This is a genomic window from Xanthomonas sp. BRIP62415 (assembly GCF_003993515.1).
In the GTDB taxonomy this organism is placed as follows: domain Bacteria; phylum Pseudomonadota; class Gammaproteobacteria; order Xanthomonadales; family Xanthomonadaceae; genus Xanthomonas; species Xanthomonas euroxanthea.
In genome coordinates, this window is sequence record NZ_QEZH01000032.1 from 48,993 (window position 1) to 70,706 (window position 21,714).

At 67.1% G+C, this 21,714-nt stretch carries 21 protein-coding genes, 1 tRNA gene and 1 other RNA gene; 15 read left to right on the plus strand and 8 right to left on the minus strand.

The features are described from left to right. The first annotated feature begins 317 nt into the window (after nt 1–317). The 5 genes from EO141_RS17335 (at nt 318) to EO141_RS17360 (ending at nt 3,847) form a co-directional block, all read left to right on the plus strand. Nucleotides 318–659 carry an HPF/RaiA family ribosome-associated protein gene (locus EO141_RS17335; RefSeq protein WP_104585671.1) on the plus strand — a complete coding sequence of 114 codons (342 nt, stop codon included), beginning with the start codon at nt 318–320 and terminating at the stop codon, nt 657–659. A 372-nt stretch (nt 660–1,031) separates the two neighbouring features. Beyond that, nucleotides 1,032–1,778, plus strand: a complete 747-nt coding sequence (locus EO141_RS17340) for a glucose 1-dehydrogenase (RefSeq protein ID WP_127169800.1) — start codon at nt 1,032–1,034, stop codon at nt 1,776–1,778. Between the two features lie 368 nt (nt 1,779–2,146). Next, entirely contained in the window at nt 2,147–2,509 is a 363-nt protein-coding gene (locus EO141_RS17350) for a hypothetical protein (RefSeq protein WP_164739277.1), read from the plus strand. Nucleotides 2,510–2,817: 308 nt separating this feature from the next. Further along, nucleotides 2,818–3,090 (plus strand): hypothetical protein, encoded by a 273-nt coding sequence (locus EO141_RS17355; protein ID WP_126945059.1) that lies wholly within the window; start codon nt 2,818–2,820, stop codon nt 3,088–3,090. A 274-nt stretch (nt 3,091–3,364) separates the two neighbouring features. Next, nucleotides 3,365–3,847, plus strand: coding sequence for a MarR family winged helix-turn-helix transcriptional regulator (locus tag EO141_RS17360; RefSeq protein ID WP_104649109.1), 483 nt, complete (start codon nt 3,365–3,367; stop codon nt 3,845–3,847). 419 nt (nt 3,848–4,266) lie between these two features. Here EO141_RS17360 and EO141_RS17365 read toward each other — a convergent pair. Then, nucleotides 4,267–4,343 (minus strand) — tRNA-Arg (locus tag EO141_RS17365). 229 nt (nt 4,344–4,572) lie between these two features. Between EO141_RS17365 and ubiA the strand changes: the two genes are divergently transcribed. Beyond that, nucleotides 4,573–5,478, plus strand: coding sequence for a 4-hydroxybenzoate octaprenyltransferase (gene ubiA / locus EO141_RS17370; protein ID WP_104649108.1), 906 nt, complete (start codon nt 4,573–4,575; stop codon nt 5,476–5,478). Between the two features lie 114 nt (nt 5,479–5,592). On the opposite strand, the gene EO141_RS17375 is transcribed toward ubiA, so the two are convergent. Then, nucleotides 5,593–6,318 (minus strand): ComF family protein, encoded by a 726-nt coding sequence (locus tag EO141_RS17375; RefSeq protein WP_206514819.1) that lies wholly within the window; start codon nt 6,316–6,318, stop codon nt 5,593–5,595. A 49-nt stretch (nt 6,319–6,367) separates the two neighbouring features. Between EO141_RS17375 and bioB the strand changes: the two genes are divergently transcribed. The 5 genes from bioB to bioC all read left to right on the plus strand — a co-directional run bounded on the left by bioB (nt 6,368) and on the right by bioC (nt 11,718). Further along, nucleotides 6,368–7,402 (plus strand): biotin synthase BioB, encoded by a 1,035-nt coding sequence (bioB, locus tag EO141_RS17380; protein WP_104649106.1) that lies wholly within the window; start codon nt 6,368–6,370, stop codon nt 7,400–7,402. Nucleotides 7,403–7,499: 97 nt separating this feature from the next. Then, entirely contained in the window at nt 7,500–8,705 is a 1,206-nt protein-coding gene (bioF, locus tag EO141_RS17385) for an 8-amino-7-oxononanoate synthase (RefSeq protein WP_127169804.1), read from the plus strand. 275 nt (nt 8,706–8,980) lie between these two features. After that, on the plus strand, nt 8,981–9,742 hold the full coding sequence (bioH, locus tag EO141_RS17390; RefSeq protein ID WP_104585657.1) for a pimeloyl-ACP methyl ester esterase BioH: 762 nt from the start codon (nt 8,981–8,983) through the stop codon (nt 9,740–9,742). A 43-nt stretch (nt 9,743–9,785) separates the two neighbouring features. After that, entirely contained in the window at nt 9,786–10,568 is a 783-nt protein-coding gene (locus tag EO141_RS17395; RefSeq protein WP_127169805.1) for an SDR family oxidoreductase, read from the plus strand. 265 nt (nt 10,569–10,833) lie between these two features. After that, nucleotides 10,834–11,718, plus strand: a complete 885-nt coding sequence (bioC, locus tag EO141_RS17400; RefSeq protein ID WP_047124575.1) for a malonyl-ACP O-methyltransferase BioC — start codon at nt 10,834–10,836, stop codon at nt 11,716–11,718. 170 nt (nt 11,719–11,888) lie between these two features. On the opposite strand, the gene EO141_RS17405 is transcribed toward bioC, so the two are convergent. Beyond that, a non-coding RNA gene (locus tag EO141_RS17405) (sX9 sRNA) lies at nt 11,889–11,964 on the minus strand. A 96-nt stretch (nt 11,965–12,060) separates the two neighbouring features. Here EO141_RS17405 and lpxO point away from each other — a divergent pair. Then, entirely contained in the window at nt 12,061–12,966 is a 906-nt protein-coding gene (gene lpxO, locus EO141_RS17410) for a lipid A hydroxylase LpxO (protein WP_016903250.1), read from the plus strand. Between the two features lie 270 nt (nt 12,967–13,236). Here lpxO and EO141_RS17415 read toward each other — a convergent pair whose 3' ends face one another. The 3 genes from EO141_RS17415 to EO141_RS17425 all read right to left on the minus strand — a co-directional run bounded on the left by EO141_RS17415 (nt 13,237) and on the right by EO141_RS17425 (nt 15,298). Next, nucleotides 13,237–13,656 (minus strand): nuclear transport factor 2 family protein, encoded by a 420-nt coding sequence (locus EO141_RS17415; protein WP_127169806.1) that lies wholly within the window; start codon nt 13,654–13,656, stop codon nt 13,237–13,239. A gap of 80 nt (nt 13,657–13,736) precedes the next feature. Next, complete coding sequence (locus EO141_RS17420; protein WP_104649188.1) at nt 13,737–14,354, minus strand: YdcF family protein; 618 nt, start codon at nt 14,352–14,354, stop codon at nt 13,737–13,739. Continuing rightward, nucleotides 14,339–15,298 carry a pyridoxal-phosphate dependent enzyme gene (locus tag EO141_RS17425; RefSeq protein ID WP_127169807.1) on the minus strand — a complete coding sequence of 320 codons (960 nt, stop codon included), beginning with the start codon at nt 15,296–15,298 and terminating at the stop codon, nt 14,339–14,341. Before EO141_RS17425 ends, EO141_RS17420 begins: the two co-directional genes overlap by 16 nt. A gap of 157 nt (nt 15,299–15,455) precedes the next feature. Here EO141_RS17425 and EO141_RS17430 point away from each other — a divergent pair, with 157 nt between their 5' ends. From EO141_RS17430 to EO141_RS17440, 3 genes are all read left to right on the plus strand, one after another. Beyond that, the gene (locus EO141_RS17430) at nt 15,456–15,935 is read left to right on the plus strand and encodes a hypothetical protein (RefSeq protein WP_047124571.1); all 480 of its coding nucleotides are present in this window, start codon (nt 15,456–15,458) and stop codon (nt 15,933–15,935) included. Nucleotides 15,936–16,513: 578 nt separating this feature from the next. Beyond that, complete coding sequence (mnmG, locus tag EO141_RS17435; protein ID WP_127169808.1) at nt 16,514–18,418, plus strand: tRNA uridine-5-carboxymethylaminomethyl(34) synthesis enzyme MnmG; 1,905 nt, start codon at nt 16,514–16,516, stop codon at nt 18,416–18,418. A gap of 281 nt (nt 18,419–18,699) precedes the next feature. After that, on the plus strand, nt 18,700–19,347 hold the full coding sequence (locus EO141_RS17440; RefSeq protein ID WP_164739300.1) for a DUF2490 domain-containing protein: 648 nt from the start codon (nt 18,700–18,702) through the stop codon (nt 19,345–19,347). A 131-nt stretch (nt 19,348–19,478) separates the two neighbouring features. Here the strand turns inward: EO141_RS17440 and EO141_RS17445 are convergent, their stop codons facing one another. Beyond that, nucleotides 19,479–20,447, minus strand: coding sequence for an alpha/beta hydrolase (locus tag EO141_RS17445; RefSeq protein ID WP_127169809.1), 969 nt, complete (start codon nt 20,445–20,447; stop codon nt 19,479–19,481). Nucleotides 20,448–20,769: 322 nt separating this feature from the next. Further along, on the minus strand, nt 20,770–21,630 hold the full coding sequence (locus EO141_RS17450; protein WP_115675730.1) for a PA4780 family RIO1-like protein kinase: 861 nt from the start codon (nt 21,628–21,630) through the stop codon (nt 20,770–20,772). Nucleotides 21,631–21,714: the final 84 nt, after the last annotated feature.

The following is a 21,714-nucleotide window of genomic DNA, read 5'->3' on the forward strand; positions in this document are numbered from 1 at the left end:
CGGACACAGGCAGACATCGGACAGGCGCACATCAGCGCGGTGCCGGCATCTTAATCCACTGCCCGCAGCCGGGCAGTTCGCCGCTGCCGTGAGGGTTCAGCCTGGCAGAGCTCGCCAGGCGTGACGGGTGCTGCGCGATTGGAGGCGCGTTGGCGATCGCGGTTACGGCGCCGGCCGCCGCAGCGGGTGCACCGCCGGGCCATCCCAACCTGTGCATGAACGTGGTGCAGCTTGTCACCTTGCGGCAACGGTGCGCTGTCGCAGAATCGAGTCACCGCTACGGCAGACGCAGCGGATGACCGCGAAGGAGACACTCTATGCAGATTCAGATCCAGACCGACAAGCACGTGCCGCATGACCCCTCTGTCGTGCAGCATGTCGAGAAGACCTGCTCCGCCCAGCTGGCGCATTTCGCCAGCGACATCACCCGCGTCGACGTGCATTTGCGCGATGAAAACGGCCAACGCGGCGGCGCAGCGGATCGAACCTGCAGCATCGAGGCGCACGTCGCCGGCCTGCCGCCGATCGCGGCCACCAATAGCGCCGAAACCACCGCCTCGGCCGTCACCGGCGCCGCGCGCAAGCTGCGCACCGCCATCGAACACGCACGTGGCAAGCAGCACGCCAAGGCCACCACACCGCCGCCGGACGTGCTCTGATCCGAGCCTGCGCAGGGTGGCGCTCCTCGCCCCCTGCCAAGCGACGCATCGCTGGCCTCACAGTGCAACGCCGCGTCGATACTCAGGCCGGCGTGCAACCCTGATCAGAAACGCCATCGGCCCGCTGCAGTGACACTGCAGCGGGCCGATGGCGTTTTGCTTTTGCATTGGAGCTGCTCGCCGCGCTGAGCCTGGACATGGCCGTGTTGCGCCGGGGCTGTCGAAAGTGCCGAGGCCCATGCAGCGCGCAACGCTCGAGGGCCACCTGATCGTCCTCTTCGCCTCGACAGTAATTAATTGACCCGTCATCTATATTTCCACACACTAGTTCGACTGGCGGCCGCGAGGCCACTCAATCGCAGGAGAAGAATGATGGGCAGACTGCAAGGCAAAGTCGCAATCGTCACCGGTGCCGCACAGGGCATGGGCGCGTCGCATGTGCGCAATTTCGTTGAAGAGGGTGCGCACGTTGTTTTCACTGACATCAATGCCGAGGGAGGGCGTGCACTGGCCTCCGAGCTGGGCAAGCATGTTCGCTTCGTCCAGCAGGACGTCACGAGCTGGGACGCATGGCAGAACGTGGTGGCCGAAGCGGAAGCGGCATTCGGCAACGTCACGATTCTGGTCAACAATGCAGGGATCCTGGGCCCCATTGCCAAGACTGCGGACATCTCCGAAGAAGATTTCCTCAAGGTCTGTGCGATCAACCAGAATGCCGTTTACCTTGGCATGAAGGCAGTCATCCCCTCCATGCTGAAGGCGAAGGTGGGATCGATCGTCAATATTTCCTCGATCGCAGGAATGGCAGCCAATTACGGATTCCCGAGCCTGGCCTATGTCGGCAGCAAATTCGCCGTACGCGGAATGAGCAAGGCGACGGCAATCGAATATGGCGCAGACAACATCCGTGTGAACTCGGTCCACCCGGGCTTCATCCAGACCCCGATGATGGTGGAAGGGACGGACGAAAACGGCGGTGATGCCGTTGCCCAGATCCCACTGGGGCGCATCGCCAAGGCCAGCGAGGTCAGCAACCTGGTTCTGTTCCTGGCGTCCGACGAATCGTCCTACATCACCGGGCACGAGCATGTCGTCGATGGTGGACTGCTCGCCCAGTAAGCTTGCCCGTGTCAGGACGCGTGGGGACTCGCTGCCACGCCTGGTTCAACCGGCATCGTTCCCGGGCCCTGACCGGCGGGATCACTTCGCCAAGGAACGTGTGAGCAGTGAAGTGCACCAGCACATCAGGGGCGGCGACGTGGTGGCAGTGATGGAACGCTTGCGCCACCATCGTGACTGCCGCGCCGCCTCCGGTACGGCGTGGCAGCTGCACGGGTTTTGTTGGGCGGCGTCCAGCAATCGCGCGTCGAGACGCAAAATTTCAGAGCAATCCACCGTCAATTTGGCGTTGGACTATAATCATGCGGCACGGTCCGGGCCGGTTCGACAGGCCGTTGGTTCGCATTCGATGACAGGTGAAAAATCGCATGAAGAAAACGCTGATGTTCATGACATTTGCCACCTGCATCGGTGTCTTCGCAGGAATGAGTTCCGTCAACGTCGCACGTGCACAGCAGCGGGCCAGCCACGCCCCTGATCCGCTGCACGCCAAGGTGTTGGCACGTTACGAGGCGATTAACGCTAGCCTGGCCGAGGCGCGCAAGGCAGGCAAGCTGTCCAATGCCCAGGCTGCGGAGATCGAGAAGAAGCTCAGCTGGGTCCGCACCGATTCCGCAACGAGAGCGAAGCAGCAGGGATTCGTCAGCGCGGGTGAGAGCGCCAGCTACAACAGGACCCTGGACGAGGCCGAGCAGACAATTCGCCGTGGCACGAGTGGCAGCAAGCATTAGGTCCGCGGCGTCCTCCAGCATCCGGGCACCAGGGCAGTCAGTCGCCAGCAAGTGACGAAAGTACAGACGCTTGGACTGATCAGGTGGGTATGGGCCGGTGCGCGGAATCGGCACGCGTCAGTCGTGCACGCCGGTTTCCGTTTACCGTCCGCATCCACCCTGACGAGCGCTTGTTACGTCTTGTCAGTCGCTCCTGGCGATAGGACTCGCACGCACATTTCATACTGACCTGCTTACAGTCTGCTTCCATAACGGGGCCGCACTGGCCTTCCATCTATCCCGACGTCAGCGTCCGAATTGGAGTGGTCATGAAGCTAGGTCTCTTGTCAGCGCTTGCGCTTTCACTTACTGCGTGCACGGGCGCCCCCGTCGCCAAGGAACACAAGATCGACGATGGCGCCCTGCCCAGCGCAGAGGTCAAGGCATTCGAGCGTGCCCAGGCGCGTTATCACTACAAGGACGCGCGTTTTGAATGGGATGCCAGCAACTGCGCGGTGTATGAAGGGACTGCCCCGGACGGTAAGCGTCAGCAGCAGCCGTTGACCAAAGAAGACGGCTCCCGTTTTTGTAGCGCCCCCTGACAGCCGAGTGCTTCCCGCCTCTCCGAGCGCCGCCGGTGACGCATCCAGCTCCACGGTCCTGCGCCTGCGCTTGTCCATCCTGCTCTTCACGACGGTCGCAGCACGCACGCACGACGAATCGATTGAACGGCGAGACGCGGATGGGATTTAATTGATGCATCGACAACGGACCAGCGCTTCAATGCCTCGGCGCAGATCAAGCTAAGGTATCGGGGAAAACAGGCGAAACCCGGACGCGTCGTCCCGGCCGCATCAGCAATGGGACTCACGGGATATGTCATTTCACGAAGGCGAAGATTGGCGAACGACGCTGACCTGGACCGTGCTGCCTGCCGGGCGCGCCTGGCAACGCGCAGCAGGAATCGCCCTGGCGCAACTGGGCGTTTCCCTGTCCATCGCGGCGGTTCTTCTTGTGATCGCCCGGCTGGGCGATGGTATCCGGCAGAAAGACGTGGCCGAGGAATCGGCGCTGGATCCGGCCGCCATTGCGCGATCGGTCACCCAACTCGAACGGGACGGTTTGCTGAAGCGGCGCAGGGACCTGTCCGATGGCCGCGCCAAAACCCTGCACCTGACCGAACGGGGTCGTGCGGTGTCGCTCAAACTCGGCAAGGCGCTCGACGGCCTGCGAAACGAACTGATCGCCGGCATGGACGACACCGAAGGGCGCATTGCGGTGCGCGTACTCCGTAACCTGGAGAGCCAATGCCTGGCATTCTCCGCTGGAGACCTTCATGCCGGAACGTCCGAGGCCTGACCGACCGCATGACATGTGGGTAAGGAGCGGGCTTTTGCGGGAGGCGGCCAGGTGCTTGCCAAGGAAGCGTCCCGAGGTAGCAGCTGATCAAGCGCTGCAGCGGTGCCTTACCGATGCGCCCGGTGCGCCGCTGCCCGGAGGTGTCGACCAGCGGTGATACGACTGGAGAAAGCGCCCCCGGCTCTCGTGAGCCCGCCAACCCGCGTTTGCTCGGTCGAATCCACCAGCTGCACCTAGACGCCCGGGTACGCACGTAGCGCAAACGCACGGCTATCTGGATCCATCACCATGAAGATGGCCATTGTTCGTGCATTGAAATCATTTCAATGGGCCTGCCCGGATTTCGGCGGACCAGCAACAATAAACCCCCGATTTCTCGAGGGTTTATTGGTATCCCGGGACAAGCCTGGAACGCGAATTGGTGCGCCCGGAGGGATTCGAACCCCCGACCAATGGCTTCGGAAGCCACTACTCTATCCGGCTGAGCTACGAGCGCCTGGTCGGGCATTATGCCAGAACCGCCGCCGTGCGCGTGACCCCGCAGCGCAGGCCTGCCGAACGACCAAGCACCACCGCGTTGCCGACCTGGGCTCGCCCGGATGCCGCGCCCACTCCTGCCCGGCCTGGCGCGGCGTCGGGCAGCCGCCTGGGAGCCCGGACGATGCACTGCGCGATCACCGGCCAGCGCATGACCGCGGCCAGGCCGCACTGCTACCCTTTGCAGGATGAGCAAGCATGGTGTTGAACAGCTGCCGACAGCGCCCGCGCTGACCTGGCCGCAGCGACTGGGGCAGTACTGGAAGCTGGTCCGCGGCGATCGTCCGATCGGCAGCCTGTTGTTGCTGTGGCCCACCTGGTGGGCATTGTGGCTGGCTGCCGATGGTTTGCCGCCGCTGTGGACGCTGTTCGTGTTCACCGCCGGGGTCTGGCTGACCCGCTCGGCAGGCTGCGTGATCAACGACTACGCCGACCGCTGGCTGGACCCGCATGTAGAGCGCACCAAGTCGCGGCCGCTGGCCACCGGGGCGGTGTCCGGGCGCGAGGCGCTGTGGGTGTTCGTGGTGCTGATGCTGGTGGCGTTCGCGCTGGTGCTCACGCTCAACTGGCTGACCGTGGCGCTGAGCGTGCCGGGCGTGTTCCTGGCTGCCAGCTACCCCTATCTCAAACGCCATACCCACCTGCCCCAGGTCTATCTGGGCATGGCCTTCGGCTGGGGTATCCCGATGGCGTTCGCCGCGGTGCAGGGCAGCGTGCCATGGCTGGCCTGGCTGCTGTACGCGGCCAACATCCTGTGGGCGACGGCCTATGACACCTGGTACGCCATGGTCGACCGCGAGGACGACATCCGCATGGGCAGCAAGTCGACCGCCATCCTGTTCGGCAGGTTCGACCTGCTCGCGCAGGGCCTGCTGTATGCGTCGATGTTTGCGGCACTGGCACTGGTCGGCCTGCGTGCCGGTCTCGGCATCGCGTACCTGGCAGGGCTGGGCGTGGCCGCGCTGCTGGTGGCCTACGAATTCCGGCTTGCCCGCCACCGCGAACGCGGCCCCTGCTTCCGTGCCTTCCTGCACAACAACTGGGTGGGCCTGGCGATCTTCGTCGGCATCGCCGCCGCCCTGGCAATGCGCTGACCCGCAGACGGGAAAACCACCTCGGCTTAAGCCCCGCTCCCCGCGGGAGAGGGGTCGGGGTGAGGGTACGGGCGAAGCTCCATGGTGCAGCTCACAACCCGCGGCCCACCAGCCTCACGGCACCCGCGCGCACACCCACGCATCCACCCGCTGCACGCCGGCCCGATGCAAGGCCTGCGCCGCCGCATGCAGCGTCGCACCGGTGGTCATCACGTCATCCACCAATGCCACATGCGCCGGCAACGCGCCACCCGCGACGAAGGCGCCGCGCAGGTTGCGCTGGCGCTCGGCCGCATCCAGCTCCGACTGCGGCGCGGTCGCGCGGACCCGGCGCAGCAAGGGCAGGCAGGGCAACCGCAGCGCGCGCCCGAGCGGTCTGGCCAGCTCCAGCGCCTGGTCGTAACCGCGCTGGCGCAGGCGCTGCCGATGCAGACTCACCGGCACCAGTGCCTGCGGACGCGGCAGGCCCGCACACGCCTTGACCATCAACTCGCTGAGCAGACGCCCGGCGGCCAGATCCTGGCGAAACTTGAAACGCCGCAGCAGGCCATCCACCGGCCAGCGATAGGTGAAGCACGCATGCACGTGCTGCAGCGGCGGCCGATGCTGCAGGCATTGCCCGCACAGCAGCGCTTCATCGGAGGCGGACAATGGCGTTGCGCAGCACAGGCAGGCGCGCCCGTGATCGGGCAAGGCCGCGCGGCACCACGGGCAGAGATCGCCATCGGCAGTGCCGGCCTCGGCGCATACCAGGCACACGTTCGGCAGCAGCAGCCGCAACACCCGTCGCGGCCAGCTGTAAACCGAATGCACCTCATCGAAGTTGACAGCCTCTCGCATGCTCACCAGACTGCCTGGCTTCCAAGCCGCTGACTGTCAGGAAACCCCGATGTCTGTTGTCGTACGCCATGACTGGGATCGCAACGAGCTGCAGGCGCTGTTCGATCTGCCGTTTCCGGAGCTGCTGCACCGCGCCGCCAGCGTGCATCGCGAACACTTCGATCCGGCGGAAGTGCAGGTCTCCACGCTGCTGTCAGTCAAGACCGGCGGCTGCCCGGAAGACTGCGCGTACTGCCCGCAGGCGCAGCGCTACGACACCGGCGTGACCGCGCAGAAGCTGATGGAGACCGAAGAGGTCGTCGCCAAGGCGCGCCAGGCCAAGGCCGCCGGCGCCTCGCGCTTCTGCATGGGCGCGGCCTGGCGCTCGCCCAAGGAGCGCGACATCCCCAAGGTCGCGGCGATGATCCGCGAGGTCAAGGCGATGGGGCTGGAGACCTGTGCCACGCTCGGCATGCTCGACGCCGGCCAGGCGCGCGCGCTCAAGGACGCCGGGTTGGACTACTACAACCACAATCTGGACACCGCGCCGGATTACTACGACTCGATCATCCACACCCGCCAGTATCAGGACCGCCTGAACACGCTGGAGCATGTGCGCGATGTCGGCCTGAAGACCTGCTGCGGCGGTATCGTCGGCATGGGCGAAACCCGCGAGCACCGTATCGGCCTGCTGCTGGCGCTGGCCACGCTGCCGGCGCATCCGGACTCGGTGCCGATCAACCAGCTGGTGCAGGTTGCCGGCACGCCGTTGCACGGCACCCAGCAGCTGGATCCGTTCGAATTCGTGCGCATGATCGCCGTGGCCCGCATCACGATGCCGCACTCGATGGTGCGCCTGTCCGCCGGCCGCGAAGCAATGAGCGACGAGCTGCAGGCGCTGTGCTTCCTGGCCGGTGCCAACTCGATCTTCTACGGCGAAAAACTGCTGACCACCGGCAACCCGGACACCGAGCGCGACCAGGCCCTGTTCCAGCGCCTGGGCCTGCGCCCGATGCAGATCACCGTCGACGCCGCCGACCATGACCACCCGGGCACCGTGCATGCGGAGATCACCCGCAGCACGGCCTGCGAGCACGCTGCCTGACCGCGAAGCGAGCACCCGGCACCGATCGTCGGTGCCGGCTGGGCGCGCCGGGCGCGGCAGGCTACGCTAGCGCACCTTTCTGCCGCTGAATGCCCCCATGGCTCGCCCCGATCTGCACGAACGGATTTCGTCGCTGCGCACCTTGCGTGTGGCCCAGGAACGGGTGCGGGTACGGCGGCTGGTGAGCCGGCGCGATGGCGTGCGGCTGGAGATCGATGGCCGCTGGCTGACCGGCTTCTGCTCCAACGACTATCTGGGCCTGTCGCAGCAGTTCGAAGTGGTCGCTGCGTTGCAGGACGCCGCCGCGCGCGATGGCGCCGGCGCCACCGCCTCGCACCTGATCTGCGGCAACCACACCGCGCACGAAACGCTGGAACGCGAGATCGCGCAGTGGCTGGGCTATCCGTCGGCCCTGCTGTTCGGCAGCGGCTTTGTCGCCAATCTGGCGGTGCAGCAGGCCCTGCTCAGCGAGGACGACGATGTCTGCGTGCAGGACCGGCTCAACCACGCCAGCCTGCTCGATGCCACGCGCCTGGCCGGCTGCCGGCTGCGCCGCTATCCGCACCTGGATGTAGAAGGCGCGATGCGTCAGCTCAAGGGCGCGCCCGAGGGCGCGGCGATGCTGGCCAGCGATGGCGTCTTCAGCATGGATGGCGATGTGGCCCCGCTGCGCGCGTTGAGCCTGGTGGCGCGCATGCAGCAGGCGCTGTTCTATGTCGACGACGCACACGGCGTGGGCGTGCTCGGCCCGCAGGGGCGCGGCTGCGTGGCCGATGCCGGACTGGGCGTGGCCGAGGTGCCGCTGCAGTTGGTGACCCTGGGCAAGGCGCTCGGTGGCTATGGCGCGGTCGTCGTTGGCGATGAAGCGCTGGTACGCCATCTGGCCGAAACCGCGCGCCCCTACATCTACACCACCGCGTTGCCGCCGGCGCAGGTCGCTGCAACCCTGGCGGCGGTGCGCCTGGCGCGTCGCGACGATTGGCGGCGTGCCAAGCTGGTCGAGTCGATCGGCAGTTTCCGCGATGGCGCACGCCGGCACGGCTTCGAACTGATGGCCTCGGATACGCCGATCCAGCCCTTGCTGTGCGGCGAAGAAGCCACGGTGATGGCGATGTCCGCCGCGCTGGAACAGGCCGGCTTTCTGGTTGGCGCGATTCGCCCGCCCACCGTGCCCGAAGGCAAGGCGCGTCTGCGTGTGACCCTGTCCGCGCTGCATACGCCGCAGCAGGTGCAGGCCTTGATCGAGGCCATCGTGCAGGCGCGCGATGTGGTCGGTCGGCAGCCACTGCGTGCGTTGGCCTGAAGGCGACGATCAAGACGCTTGCCCAGCAGCCGGGCAGCGCCGCCGGTGCCCGGGATGGCACGGATCGCTCGACTGAAACCGCAGCGCTGCGCGCACAATCCACACCCAGCTGACACCTGATGGATCATTGGCGTTGCCACTGCCGCGATCAGGGTCATGTGCGCACGCAACGGAGCTGCTTCGGATCCCGGGGTCAACGCGCCACGTACAAGCGCCATGCGCCGACTCGGCACGGATCTGCGCGCACCGATTGTCCAATCGGCGACAATCCCCGCATGCATATCGATGTCATCGGCCACGGGCCTGCGCTGGTTCTTCTGCATGGTTGGGCGTTGCACGGCGGCGTGTTCGCGCCGCTGGTGGAACGCCTGGCCGCGCACCATCAACTGCATCTGGTGGACCTGCCCGGGCACGGTTTCAGCCGCGAGGACAGCACACCGCTGGCGCTGCCGGACGTGGTCGCCGGCATCGCCGCGGCCACCCCGCCGGCGGTGTGGGTCGGCTGGTCGCTGGGCGGGCTGTTCGCACTGCATGCCGCAGCCACCCAGCCCAAGGTGCGCGGGCTGGCGATGATCGCGGCCACGCCGCGTTTTGTGCGTGGCCCCGAGTGGCCCGACGCGGTCGAGCGCGAGGTATTCGTGCAATTCGGCCAGGACCTGGCGCGCGATTATCGCGGCACGCTGGAGCGCTTTCTGGCGCTGGACACGCTGGGCTCGGCGCATGCCCGCGCCGAGTTGCGCAGCCTGCGCGAGACGCTGGTGGCGCGCGGCGAACCGGCGGCCGCAGCGTTGCAGCAAGGTCTTGGCCTGCTGGAACGCACCGACCTGCGCCGCGCGCTGCCGCAACTGACACGGCCCAGCCTGTGGATTGCCGGCCAGCGCGACCGGCTGGTGCCGGCCGCCGGCATGCAGGCGGCCGCGGCGCTGGCTCCGCACGCCCAGGCATTGACCATTGCCGGTGGCGGCCACGCACCGTTTCTTGGCCACGCCGACCAGGTCGCCGAGGCGCTGCAACGCTTCGTTGCGTCCGTGCCGTGAACCGATCGTCGATCATGCGCCATCGCTGATCGAGGACACACGCATGGATCTGGGAATCGCCGGGCGCTGGGCATTGGTGTGCGCCGCCAGCAAGGGCCTGGGATTGGGCTGCGCACGCGCGCTGGCCAGCGAAGGCGTCAATGTGGTGATCGTCGCGCGCGGCCGCGATGCCCTGGAGCAGTCCGCCGATGCGCTGTGCGCACTGCCGGGCGCCGGCGAAGTACGCAGCGTGGTGGCCGATATCGCCACTCCGCAGGGACGCAGCGATGCCCTCGCCGCCTGCCCGCAGGTGGATATCCTCATCAACAACGCCGGTGGCCCGCCGCCCGGCGATTTTCGCCAGTGGGAGCGCGACGACTGGCTGCGCGCACTGGATGCCAACATGCTGGCGCCGATCGAGTTGATACGCGCCAGCGTCGATGCGATGCGCGCACGGCGCTTCGGCCGCATCGTCAACATCACCTCCAGTGCGGTGAAGGCGCCGATCGACATCCTGGGCCTGTCCAATGGCGCGCGTGCCGGCCTCACCGGCTTCGTCGCCGGGCTGGCGCGCAGCACGGTCGCCGACAACGTCACCATCAACAATCTATTGCCCGGCCAGTTCGCCACCGACCGCCTGCGCGGCAACTTCGCGGCGATCGCCCAACAGCAAGGCCTCGGCGCCGAAGAGGTCGCCGAGCGCAAGCGTGCAGGCATTCCGGCCGCACGCTTCGGCGAGCCGGACGAATTCGGCGCGGCCTGCGCGTTCCTGTGCAGCGCGCAGGCCGGCTACATCACCGGGCAGAACCTGCTGATCGACGGCGGCAGCTATCCCGGCACGTTCTAGGACGCGCCGGCCATGCCGATGGGTGTGGCCAATGCGGTGACCGACGCGCTCTAGGCGGACGTTGCGGGCCGATGGTTGTGGCTACTGCGGCGGACGTTCCGGTTGCCTCCGGCCACGACGCGCGCGTCGAGACACCCTGCCGGTCCCTTGCGGTCGCCATGCTGTCGCTGGCGGACCGACCGCTTGCACTGCTCCGGGCCGATCGCCGGTCCGCACCACACATCGATTCCCTCCGCCCCGGCCACAGGCGACAATAGCGCCGCTCATGAACAGTACTTTCGACCCCCGCCACGTCCGGCGCGCCTTTGCGCGTGCCGCCAGCAGCTATGCCGCCGCCGCCGCGCTACAGCGCGAAGCCGAAGCGCGCCTGCTCGAATCGCTCGACTATCTGGGCGACCAGGTGCCCAAGGTGGTGCTGGATGTCGGTGCCGGCCCCGGCCATGCCAGCGCCGCGATCAAGAAGCGCTGGCCCAAGGCGCAGGTGATCGCGCTGGACCAGGCCATGCCGATGCTGCGCCAGGCGCGCAAGGCGGCGGGCTGGTGGAAGCCGTTCGCGCAGGTCTGCGCCGATGCGCGCGCCTTGCCGGTGGCCGACGGCAGCGTGGATGTGATCTTCAGCAACCTGTGCCTGCAGTGGGTGGAAGACCTGCCGGCAGTATTCGCCGGTTTCCGCCGCGCGCTGCGGCCGGGCGGCCTGTTGCTGTGCTCCACCTTCGGCCCGGAGACGCTGATCGAATTGCGCGAGGCCTTCGCCCAGGCCGACCCGGCCCCGCATGTCAGCCGCTTCCCGCCGATCGCCCAGTTCGGCGATGCCTTGCTGATGTCCGGCTTCCGCGACCCGGTGCTGGACCGCGACCTGTTCACGCTGACCTACAGCGACCTGCCCGCGCTGATGCGCGAGCTGCGCGCGATGGGCGCCACCAACGCGCTCAGCAATCGCCGCGCCACCCTGACCGGGCGCGGCCGCTTTGCCGCCGCCAGCGCCGCCTACGAGCCGCTGCGGCGGCCGGACGGCACCTTGCCCAGCTCCTGGGAAGTGATCTATGCCCATGCCTGGGCACCGGCACCGGGCGCGCCCATCCGCGAGCAGGGGCATGACGTCGCCAGCGTGCCGGTGGCCTCGATTCCGATCCGCCGCCGCATCGACTAGCGACGGTGCAGATCGCCGGCAACACCGCAGCCGTTGCCGGCGAGACACACAGTTTTGCGACCACACCAATGCCGACCTGTCAGGCTCGGTCCCGACACCCGGTAGAATTCAGCAGTCAACGGCCGCAGGTTCCTGTTGCGGCTCACCTTGTTCAATGCCTCAACCAGCGTGGCGAGCACTACGTCGCAAGCGATCGCCAGGTGGCTGCAGACGGCGCGCAGGAACCGCCGTGTACGCGTGATACATGCAGGTTCCGAGCACCGCCAGCGCCCGCCCGGCCGTTTTGTCGTTTTGATCGCCGCGCTGATGGTTGCGGCCCCCGCCCCCCAATTGGTCTTCCCAATGTTGAAGTGGCTCATCATCGCGCTGTTCATCGCATCAGCGCTGTACATCCATTACCGCGGTCGCGTGCGGCACCGGCTCAGCCGGCAGCTGCTGGACCATTCCACCTTCATGGCGCCGATCAACACGCTGATGTATCTGTGTTCGCGGGTGCCGACCACACCGTTCATCGATCCCGGCAAGGAGTTCCCGGAACTGGCGCCGCTGCGCGCCAACTGGCCGCTGATCCGCGATGAAGCGGTGGCGCTGCAGCAGATGCAGAAGATCCGCGCCGCCGACGGCTATACCGACATCGGCTTCAACTCGTTCTTCCGCCGCGGCTGGAAGCGCTTCTATCTGAAGTGGTACGGCACCGCGCACCCGTCGGCGTCCGAGCTGTGCCCGCAGACCACCGCGCTGCTGAAGTCCATCCCCACGGTCAAGGCCGCGATGTTCGCCGAGTTGCCGCCGGGCAGCGAACTGCGCCCGCACCGCGACCCGTTCGCCGGGTCCATGCGCCTGCACCTGGGCCTGGCCACGCCCAACGACGACCGCTGCTTCATCGACGTCGACGGGCAGCGCCACAGCTGGCGCGATGGCGAATGGACGATGTTCGACGAGACCTACATCCACTACGCGCGCAACGACACCGACCAGGACCGCATCATCCTGTTCTGCGACATCGAGCGCCCGATGCGCTGGCGCTGGGCCGCGGCGGTGAACCGCTTCGTCGGCCGCAGCCTGCTCTCGGCCGGTGCCTCGCCCAACCAGGAAGGCGACAAGACCGGCGGCATCAACCGCGTGTTCCGCTACTTCTATGCCGCGCGGCTGAAGGCCAAGGCGCTGAAGGAACGCAACAACCCGCTGTACCAGACGCTCAAGTGGGGCATCTTCATCCTGGTGGTGGTCGGAATCGTGCTGCTGTAACCCGGACCACCGCGCAGGAGCGTGCTTGCGCGCGATGGGACGTTACCGGTAACGCCCATCGCGCCCGGGTGCGCTCCTGCGCAGGTCTGGCTGCCCATGCCGATCGGTCCAGGCAGGATATGCACCGCGTCATGCCGCAACGCCGGAGTCATGCCACAACACCGAACCCACCACGTAGGAGCGCACCTGGGCGCGATGAGGCGTTACCGCAATGCCTGGTCGCGCCCGGGTGCGCTCCTACGCAGGGCTGGCCCGCGCCGATCGATGCACTCAGCGCGCCACCTGCGCGATCCATTCCTGCAGGTTGTAGTAGTTGGTGACGCGGGTGATCCTGCCGTCGTGCACAGCGAAGAATGCACCGCCCGGCAGCACGTAGGTCTGCCCGTTGGCCTCCGGCAGGCCTTCGTCGGTGGTGTGGTAGACCCCGTGCACCACGTACTCGGCACCGACCCGCGTGCCGTCCTCGTCGGCGGTGACCACGACATCGCGCAGCTGCTCGCGGTAGCTGTCGTTCATGCGTTGCAGGAAGGCGGCAAATGCCGCCCGGCCGATCTCGCGGGGGCCCTGATTGAGGTCGTGCGCGACATCGTCGGCCAGGAACGCCAGCATGGCATCCCAATCGCCGCGGTTGAAGGCGTCGTAATAGGCCTGGACTAGGCCGATGGCGTGTTGCCGATTGCGCTCGCTCATGCTCGCACCTGCCGCTGGGAAAGCCGCATCATAGAGCGCGTGCTGCGCTTGGACACGCCTGCCATGCAGCACACCCGGCCTCAGGCGCCCTGCACCACCAGATCGCGGTGGAAGTAATAGACCTCCTGCAGCAGGAAGCGCCAGCTGGTGTGGAAGCTGCGAAAGCGCGTGCTGGGCGTGGAGGAGGCCAGCGCGTCCACCCCCAGCTCCTGGCTCAGCCGCAGCGCGCGCGCCATGTGCAAGGGGTCACTGACGATGATCGCCCGGTGCATGCCGTGCCGGTCCATCAGCGCGCGCGCCTGTTGCAGATTCTGCCGGGTGGTGCGCGAGACCGTCTCGATCACGATCGCTTCCGGCGGGACGCCGTGGCGTAGCGCATAGCGCCGCGCCACCTGCGATTCGGCAAAGCGCGCGCCGTTGCCGAAGCCGCCGGTGAACAGCAGCCGCGGCGCGTAGCCCTGCGTGTACAGGTCCAGCGCATGCCGGATGCGCTCCTCGAACACCGGCGAGGGGCGCGCGTCGTAGGCGGCCGCACCCAGCACGATGATCACGTCGGCCGGCGCGGCCTGGTCGCGATCGCCGACCCAGACGATCCAGCCGGCCACGCCCACCAGCCAGATCAGCGCCAGCATGCACAGGCGCCAGCACCAGCCCCACAGACCGATCCCGCGCGAGCGCCTGCTCACGCCGCGGCCCAGGGCAGCGCGTCCAGGTCGACATTGCCGCCGGACAGGATCAGCCCGACCCGCCGCCCGGCGAAGCGTGCCGGGTCGGCCAGCACCGCCGCCAGCGCAATCGCCGAGGACGGCTCCACGACCTGTTTGAGGACCTGCCAAATCAACCGCATCGCCTGCACCACCGCCGCATCGTCCACGGTGATCACCTGAGCGCCGGCGGCCTGCAACAGCGCGAAATTCGGCGCGCCCAGGGTGCCGCGCAGGCCGTCGCAGAGCGTGTCGGGCACGAAGTCGACCAAGCGCTCGCCGGCCGCCAGCGAGCGCGCGGTATCGGCCGCCCCGCTCGGCTCGGCCAGCACCAGCGTGCAGCCCGGCGCCGCTTGCAGCGCCAGCGCCGTGCCTGCCGCCAGCCCGCCACCTCCGACCGGTGCCACCAGCACGTCCAGCCCGCCGCTCTGCCGCAGCAGCTCCAGCGCGGCGGTGCCCTGCCCGGCGATCACGGCCGGGTCGGTATACGGATGCACCAGCGTCGCGCCGCTGCCGGCCTGGACCTCGGCACACATCTGCTCGCGCGCCGCGATGGTGGGCGCGCAACGCCACAGCGTGGCGCCGTGACGGGAAATATTTGCCAGCTTGGCGGCCACCGCGCCTTCGGGCACCACCACATGGCAGCCGATCCCGCGCGTGCGCGCGGCAAGCGCCAGTGCGGCGCCGTGATTGCCGGACGAATGGGTGACCACACCGCGTGCGGCAAGCCCGGCCGGCAATGACCACACCGCGTTGCAGGCACCACGGAACTTGAATGCGCCGCTGCGCTGCAGGTGTTCGGCCTTGAAGAACAGCTGCGCGCCGCAGAGGGCGTCCAGGCTGTGCGCGGTCAGCAGCGGTGTCGGCGCGCACTGCGGCGCGATGCGCGCAGCGGCTTGCAGGACGTCGGAATGGGCAAGAGGGACCGTCTCGATCATGCCTGCAAGATTAACGTATCGTCCCCGCCTTCACGGCTGCAGGCGCACTGCCCGCGCATGCTGGATCGATGAAGAAGCGCCACATTGCGGCACAGTTAAGGACCGATTCAATGCATCGGTTCGAAAGTGACACCATGGTTGCAGGAGGGCACCATCGATGAAATTCCGTCTGATCTTCGCCGCCGGGCTGTTGGCCCTGGGCGGCTGCGCAACGTACGACTACACCGGCGCTGGGTCGGGCGGCTATTACCGCGGCGCGCCCGCGGTGCAGTATCGCTACCCGCCGGGGTACTCACCGTATTCCTACGGCAGCCCGTACGGCTACCCCTATGGTGCCGGGTCGATCGGGCTGTACGACTACCCGGTGTATCCGGTCTACCGCGGCGGTGGCGGCTATTACTACCGCCAGAACGATCGACGCCCGCAGTACCGGCCGCCGCGTCCGAATGGCTCGTTCTACGGCCCGCGTCCGAACGGCCCCCGCCCCAACGGGCCGCGCCCGCAGCAACCCAATCGCCCCCCGGCGACCGGTGCGCCGCCGTCGCGGCCGCCGCCACGCATCGGTGCACCACCGCGGGTGATCCGTGAGATTCAACGGCAGACCGCGCCCCGCAACACACGCCAGCAGATTCCCTGAGTGGCTGACTGCGACGTGGCCCACAAATGGTGATGTTGGGGGCTTGCGTTCAGCCGGCACTTGGTCGCAAGCTAGGTGCTCTGTGTGACCCGCCACGTCATTTTTTGACCTGACTCGCTTCACTGACCGACTTATGTCGATGTCCGACAGGGAAATCTGGATCCCCCCTGTTCCGGCCCTGTCGGATATCGGCGCCTCCAATGCATAAAGCCCCGGCATGCCGGGGCTTTATGTTTTTGTCGCCCGCTCTGCCGTACCCGTGGATATCCAAGCCCGGCAGGCGCGGTTGCGGTCGCTGTTGGATCGCAGAAAAAAATAAGGGCCGGCAGTCCCCCGACTACCGACCCTTACGCGACCCCGTCGCACGCGTGGCTGGCCCCTGTTCCAATTCCAGCCTTGCGCCCATGTCGCAATGCCACGACGGGTGCAGTAGGGATATCCGCACGGAACATGCCAACTTGAGCGCCACTGTTCGATAATGTGATTGGAGTCACACTTTTAGTGATTTCGTGACCTCGCCCGCCCTTCAGCCGATACTTTCGCGGCCGCCAACCTCCTTCTGCTCCTGGTCCACGCCCATGTCCGACTCCTTCTATCGCTACGACGTCATCGTGATCGGCGGCGGCCATGCCGGCACCGAGGCGGCGCTGGCGTCCGCGCGCGCCGGTGCCCGTACCTTGCTGCTGACCCACAACATCGAGACGGTGGGCGCGATGAGCTGCAACCCGGCCATCGGCGGGATCGGCAAGGGCCATCTGGTCAAGGAGATCGACGCGCTGGGCGGGGCGATGGCACGCGCGGCGGATCAGGCCGGCATCCAGTGGCGCACCCTCAATGCCTCCAAGGGGCCGGCGGTGCGCGCCACCCGCTGCCAGGCCGACCGCAACCTCTACCGCAATGCGATCCGCCGCATCGTCGAGGCGCAGCCAAACCTGACCGTGTTCCAGGCAGCGGTGGACGATCTGATCATCCACCACGGCGCTGCCGAAGCCGACAGCGTGCGCGGCGTGGTCACCCAGACCGGGCTGCGTTTCGAAGCGCCGGCGGTGGTGCTGACCGCCGGCACCTTCCTGGCCGGCAAGATCCATGTCGGCGAAACCCAGTACGCGGCCGGGCGCATGGGCGACCCGCCGGCCACCACGCTGGCCGCGCGTCTGCGCGAGCGGCCGTTTGCGATCGACCGGCTCAAGACCGGCACCCCGCCGCGCATCGACGGGCGCACGCTCGACTACGGCGTGATGGCCGAACAACCCGGCGACGATCCCCTGCCGGTGATGTCGTTCATGGGCCAGCTCGGCGATCACCCGCGCCAGGTCAGCTGCTGGATCACCCAGACCACCGAGCAGACCCACGACATCATCCGCAGCGCGCTGCATCGCTCGCCGCTGTATTCGGGGCAGATCGAAGGCATCGGCCCGCGTTACTGCCCGTCGATCGAAGACAAGGTGGTGCGCTTTGCCGAGAAGACCAGCCACCAGATCTTCGTCGAGCCCGAAGGCCTGGAAGTGGCCGAGATCTATCCCAACGGCATCTCCACCTCGCTGCCGTTCGACGTGCAGCTGGCACTGGTGCGCTCGATCCACGGCTTCGCACAGGCGCATATCACCCGCCCCGGCTATGCGATCGAATACGACTTCTTCGACCCGCGCGGGCTCAAGGCCTCGCTGGAAACCAAGGCGGTGGGCGGGCTGTTCTTCGCCGGGCAGATCAATGGCACCACCGGGTACGAGGAGGCGGCCGCACAGGGCCTGCTGGCCGGGCTCAATGCCGCGCGCCACGTGCAGGGATTGCCGGCCTGGTCGCCGCGCCGCGACCAGGCCTACCTGGGCGTGCTGGTGGACGATCTGATCACCCACGGCACCACCGAGCCGTATCGCATGTTCACCAGCCGCGCCGAATACCGCCTGCAGCTGCGCGAGGACAATGCCGATGCGCGCCTGACCGGCGTCGGCCGTGCCATGGGCCTAGTCGACGATGCGCGCTGGGCGCGGTTTGCGGCCAAGCAGGAGGCGGTACAGCGCGAAAGCGCGCGCCTGTCGCTGCTGTGGGCGACCCCGGGCAATGCGCTGGGCCGCGAAGTGGCCCAGACTCTGGGCGTGGCGGTGAGCCGCGAAACCAACGTGCTGGACCTGATCAAGCGCCCCGAACTCAACTACGCCACGCTGATGCGCGTGCCGACCCTGGGTCCGGGCGTGGACGATGCGCAGGTGGCCGAGCAGGTGGAGATCAGCGTCAAGTACGCCGGTTACCTGGATCGCCAACGCGACGACATCGCGCGCCAGCAGCGCCACGAAACCACGCCGATTCCGGAAGGATTCGATTATGCCGGCGTGCGTGGCTTGTCGATCGAAGTGCAGCAGAAACTCGAACGCGTGCGCCCGCAGAACATCGGCCAGGCGCAACGCATTCCCGGCATGACGCCGGCGGCCATCTCGCTGCTGCTGGTGCATCTGGAACGGGCGCGCCGCAGCCAGGTGGCGTGAGTGCCCGCCGATGCGCTGACACGTTGATGTCGGCGGCCTGATCGCCTCATCGCTTTACACGCCGAAAATGCGTGGATGCTTGTCAACCGATGTCATGGCGCGACTCCATGTCGCCGCACGCGAAGCAATGCGCCGGTATCGCACGGGCGATGCCGGGAAGCTTGATGGAGGTCGCGACCGAGTTGGTATGCTCCGGCACCACTGACGACGTCCTGACCATGAACCCACTGCGCGCGCTGCTGTCGGCAACCTACCGAATCGCCTGCCCCGCCCTGCTGCTGATGCTGGGCGGCACCTCGCAAGCGGCCGCGCAGACCGAGGAAGACGGGCGTTACTGGCTGAGCGTGTATGCCCAGGGCAAGCTGCCGGTCGAGAACCTGTACTGGAGCATGGATGTGCATCCGCGCTGGCGCGAAGAAGGCGAGCAGTTCGACCAGTTGATCCTGCGTCCCGCGGTGTTTTACCGGTTCACTCCCAAGGCCAGTGTCTGGATGGGTTACGACACCATCATCAGCCACCCGGCCGGGCAATCCTCCAACCGCGAAAACCGCTGGTGGGGCCAGTTTCAATATCAGTTCGATCCGATTGCCAACATCACCATCACCAGCCGCACCCGCCTGGAGCAGCGTCACCGCGAAGGTTTCAGCGACGAAGGGTATCGGGTGCGCCAGATGATCAGAGCGGTCCGGCCCAGTGCGTGGTCTGCGCAACTGTCGTGGGTGGCGTTCAACGAACTGTTCGTCAATCTCGATCAGACCGAATGGGGTGCGCGACGCGGCCTGGACCAGAACCGCGTCTTCGTCGGCATCAACTGGAAGTTCAACGACGTTGCCAATGTCGATGTCGGCTATCTGAACCAGTTCGTCAATACCAGCACGGTGGACCGCGAAAACCATGTGCTGATGACCACCTTCCGCTTCAATTTCTGAAGCGTGATGGGCGGCCGCAAGGCTTGCGCGGCCACCGGCTCGGCCGGGGCTTCCCGACGCCGGTGACCTGCATGCGCGAGTGGCTGCAGTGCCGCGGCAGCGCGCGCATGCACGCCTGCCGCATGCATGCCTTACGCCGCCCTGCGCTCGACGGCAGGCAGCAAGCGCTGGCGCAGTAGCAGCGTCGCCATCTCCAGCGTTTCGGCGGCGGCGCGCAGGACCCCGCCCATATTGATGAAGCCGTGGATCATGCCGGGAAAGCTGTGCAGGGTGACTTCCACGCCGGCCGCGCGCAGACGTTCGGCATAGCCGCGTCCTTCGTCGTAAAGCATGTCGCGGTCGCCCACGATGACCAGTGCGGGCGCAACGCCGGCCACCTCCGGCACCAGCATCGGCGAGACGCGCCAGTCCTGTGCAATGGCAGGATCGGGCAACAGATGCCGGTTGAAGAAGCGCACCGCCTCGGTGGTCAGTGGCGGCAGGCCGGCGTTGTGCGATCGCGACGGATACTGCCCGTTGTCCTCGCGCGCATCGGTCAGCGGATATACCAGCACCTGGCAGCGCAACGCGATCCCGGCGTCGCGCGCGGCCAGCGCCGCGACCGCGGCCATGGCCCCGCCGATACTGTCGCCAGCCACTGCCAGGCGCCGTGCATCGGCACCGACCGCATCAGGCTGGGCAACCAGCCAGTGCAGGGTCGCCAGCACGTCTTCCACGCCCGCCGGCGCGGGATGTTCCGGCGCCAGGCGATAGTCGACCGCCAGCAGCTGGCAGCCGGCGCGCGCCGCCAGTTGCCGGCAGACATCGTCATGGGAGTCCAGGTCGCCCACCACACCGCCGCCGCCGTGCACGAACAGGCAGGTCGGTGCGGGGCCGGCGGTTAGCCCTGGTGGGCGATACAGGCGCAGGCGCACCGGGCCGGCTGCGGTATCGGCCTGCAGGTCGCGCACCTCGGCCATCTCCACGCGTGGAAAACCCATCTGCGCGCCGAGTGCACGCATCATTGCGCGGGCACCCTCGAGCGGCAGGGTTTCCATGGGTGGTTGAGCGGCGTGTTGAAGCTGGGCAAACAGGCGCACGACATCGGGATCAAACGACATGACGGACTCTCCAGGAGACGATGGCTGAGCCTGCCAGATACTTATGATCAATCACCATCGACCGTCATCAATCATTTCAATGGCGTTGCCGACTGTGCGCCACAGCGCCGCAAAATCCGGTGCTGCCGACGCATGCAGCCGCAGTGGCGGTGTCCAGCAAATGGTCGACGCGATCGGGCATCGCCGGTTTTTTGCTGCGCTGCAACGCACCTACGCGCCTGCCCGGCGCGCACCTGTTCGATCTCCCTGCGCGCTGCATGCCGGCAGCGCTGTCGCTGTGCCGCCGCTGTCGCGCCGACGCGCGCGCCAGGGCAGCGGCAGTCTAGTCGTCGTCCTCGGCAGCGGCCTCGCGGCCCTGCTGACGGATGAGGTTTTCCTGGCGCGCGTCTTCGATCGAGGCGCGGATGGCACGCACGTCGGCCCGGCGGGTGTCGAACTTGAAGCGTCCGGTCAGCACGCTGTCCGGGCGCAACTCACCCTTTTCGAACAGCGCCCACATCTCTTCGCCGTAATGGGTTTCCAGCAGCTCCGGGGCGAAGCGGCCGAGGCAATCGCGCAGGTTGTGCACATCGCGCAGCAGCATGTCGCGGGCGGCGTTGTTGCCGGCGGCGCTGACCACCTGCGGGAAGTCGATCAACACCGGGCCCTCGGGCGAGACCAGCACGTTGTATTCGGACAGATCGCCGTGCACCAGGCCCAGCGACAGCATCTTGACCACGTCGCCGATCAGGCTGGCATGGAAGCTGCGCGCCTGTTCCGGTTCCAGGTCCACCTCGCCCAGCCGCGGTGCGCTGTGGCCGGCCTCGTCGGTGACCAGGTCCATCAGCAGCACGCCATGAAAATAGCCGCGCGGCCTGGGCACGTGCACGCTGGCATCCATCAGCTGATAGAGCACCTCGGCTTCGGTGTTCTTCCATGCGGTCTCGGCTTCGCGCCGGCCGAACTTGGTGGCCTTGCCCATCGCGCGCGCCTGGCGGCTGCCACGCACCTTGCGGCCTTCCTGGTACTGCACGCGCGCCTGGAAGCTGCGTTGCGCCATGTCCTTGTAGACCTTGGCGCACAGGATGTCGGCGCCTGTGCTGACCACGTAGACGGATGCTTCCTTGCCGCTCTTCAGTGGTCGCAACACTTCGTCGATGATGCCGTCGTCGATCAGCGGTTGCAGGCCCTTGGGGGTTTTCATGGACTAAGGGGACCGATCCGAAACAAACCAGCAACGATTATGCGGCAACCAGGGTGAAGCGCTTACATGTCCGGGCACAAGCTG

What these genes read in the sequence shown, in the direction of transcription:
- EO141_RS17335 (WP_104585671.1), top strand. Translation starts at nt 318, where the DNA reads ATGCAGATTCAGATCCAGACCGACAAGCACGTGCCGCATGACCCCTCT.
- EO141_RS17340 (WP_127169800.1), top strand. Translation starts at nt 1,032, where the DNA reads ATGGGCAGACTGCAAGGCAAAGTCGCAATCGTCACCGGTGCCGCACAG.
- EO141_RS17350 (WP_164739277.1), top strand. Translation starts at nt 2,147, where the DNA reads ATGAAGAAAACGCTGATGTTCATGACATTTGCCACCTGCATCGGTGTC.
- EO141_RS17355 (WP_126945059.1), top strand. Translation starts at nt 2,818, where the DNA reads ATGAAGCTAGGTCTCTTGTCAGCGCTTGCGCTTTCACTTACTGCGTGC.
- EO141_RS17360 (WP_104649109.1), top strand. Translation starts at nt 3,365, where the DNA reads ATGTCATTTCACGAAGGCGAAGATTGGCGAACGACGCTGACCTGGACC.
- ubiA (WP_104649108.1), top strand. Translation starts at nt 4,573, where the DNA reads ATGAGCAAGCATGGTGTTGAACAGCTGCCGACAGCGCCCGCGCTGACC.
- EO141_RS17375 (WP_206514819.1), bottom strand. Translation starts at nt 6,318, where the DNA reads ATGCGAGAGGCTGTCAACTTCGATGAGGTGCATTCGGTTTACAGCTGG.
- bioB (WP_104649106.1), top strand. Translation starts at nt 6,368, where the DNA reads ATGTCTGTTGTCGTACGCCATGACTGGGATCGCAACGAGCTGCAGGCG.
- bioF (WP_127169804.1), top strand. Translation starts at nt 7,500, where the DNA reads ATGGCTCGCCCCGATCTGCACGAACGGATTTCGTCGCTGCGCACCTTG.
- bioH (WP_104585657.1), top strand. Translation starts at nt 8,981, where the DNA reads ATGCATATCGATGTCATCGGCCACGGGCCTGCGCTGGTTCTTCTGCAT.
- EO141_RS17395 (WP_127169805.1), top strand. Translation starts at nt 9,786, where the DNA reads ATGGATCTGGGAATCGCCGGGCGCTGGGCATTGGTGTGCGCCGCCAGC.
- bioC (WP_047124575.1), top strand. Translation starts at nt 10,834, where the DNA reads ATGAACAGTACTTTCGACCCCCGCCACGTCCGGCGCGCCTTTGCGCGT.
- lpxO (WP_016903250.1), top strand. Translation starts at nt 12,061, where the DNA reads ATGTTGAAGTGGCTCATCATCGCGCTGTTCATCGCATCAGCGCTGTAC.
- EO141_RS17415 (WP_127169806.1), bottom strand. Translation starts at nt 13,656, where the DNA reads ATGAGCGAGCGCAATCGGCAACACGCCATCGGCCTAGTCCAGGCCTAT.
- EO141_RS17425 (WP_127169807.1), bottom strand. Translation starts at nt 15,298, where the DNA reads ATGATCGAGACGGTCCCTCTTGCCCATTCCGACGTCCTGCAAGCCGCT.
- EO141_RS17430 (WP_047124571.1), top strand. Translation starts at nt 15,456, where the DNA reads ATGAAATTCCGTCTGATCTTCGCCGCCGGGCTGTTGGCCCTGGGCGGC.
- mnmG (WP_127169808.1), top strand. Translation starts at nt 16,514, where the DNA reads ATGTCCGACTCCTTCTATCGCTACGACGTCATCGTGATCGGCGGCGGC.
- EO141_RS17440 (WP_164739300.1), top strand. Translation starts at nt 18,700, where the DNA reads ATGCTGGGCGGCACCTCGCAAGCGGCCGCGCAGACCGAGGAAGACGGG.
- EO141_RS17445 (WP_127169809.1), bottom strand. Translation starts at nt 20,447, where the DNA reads ATGTCGTTTGATCCCGATGTCGTGCGCCTGTTTGCCCAGCTTCAACAC.
- EO141_RS17450 (WP_115675730.1), bottom strand. Translation starts at nt 21,630, where the DNA reads ATGAAAACCCCCAAGGGCCTGCAACCGCTGATCGACGACGGCATCATC.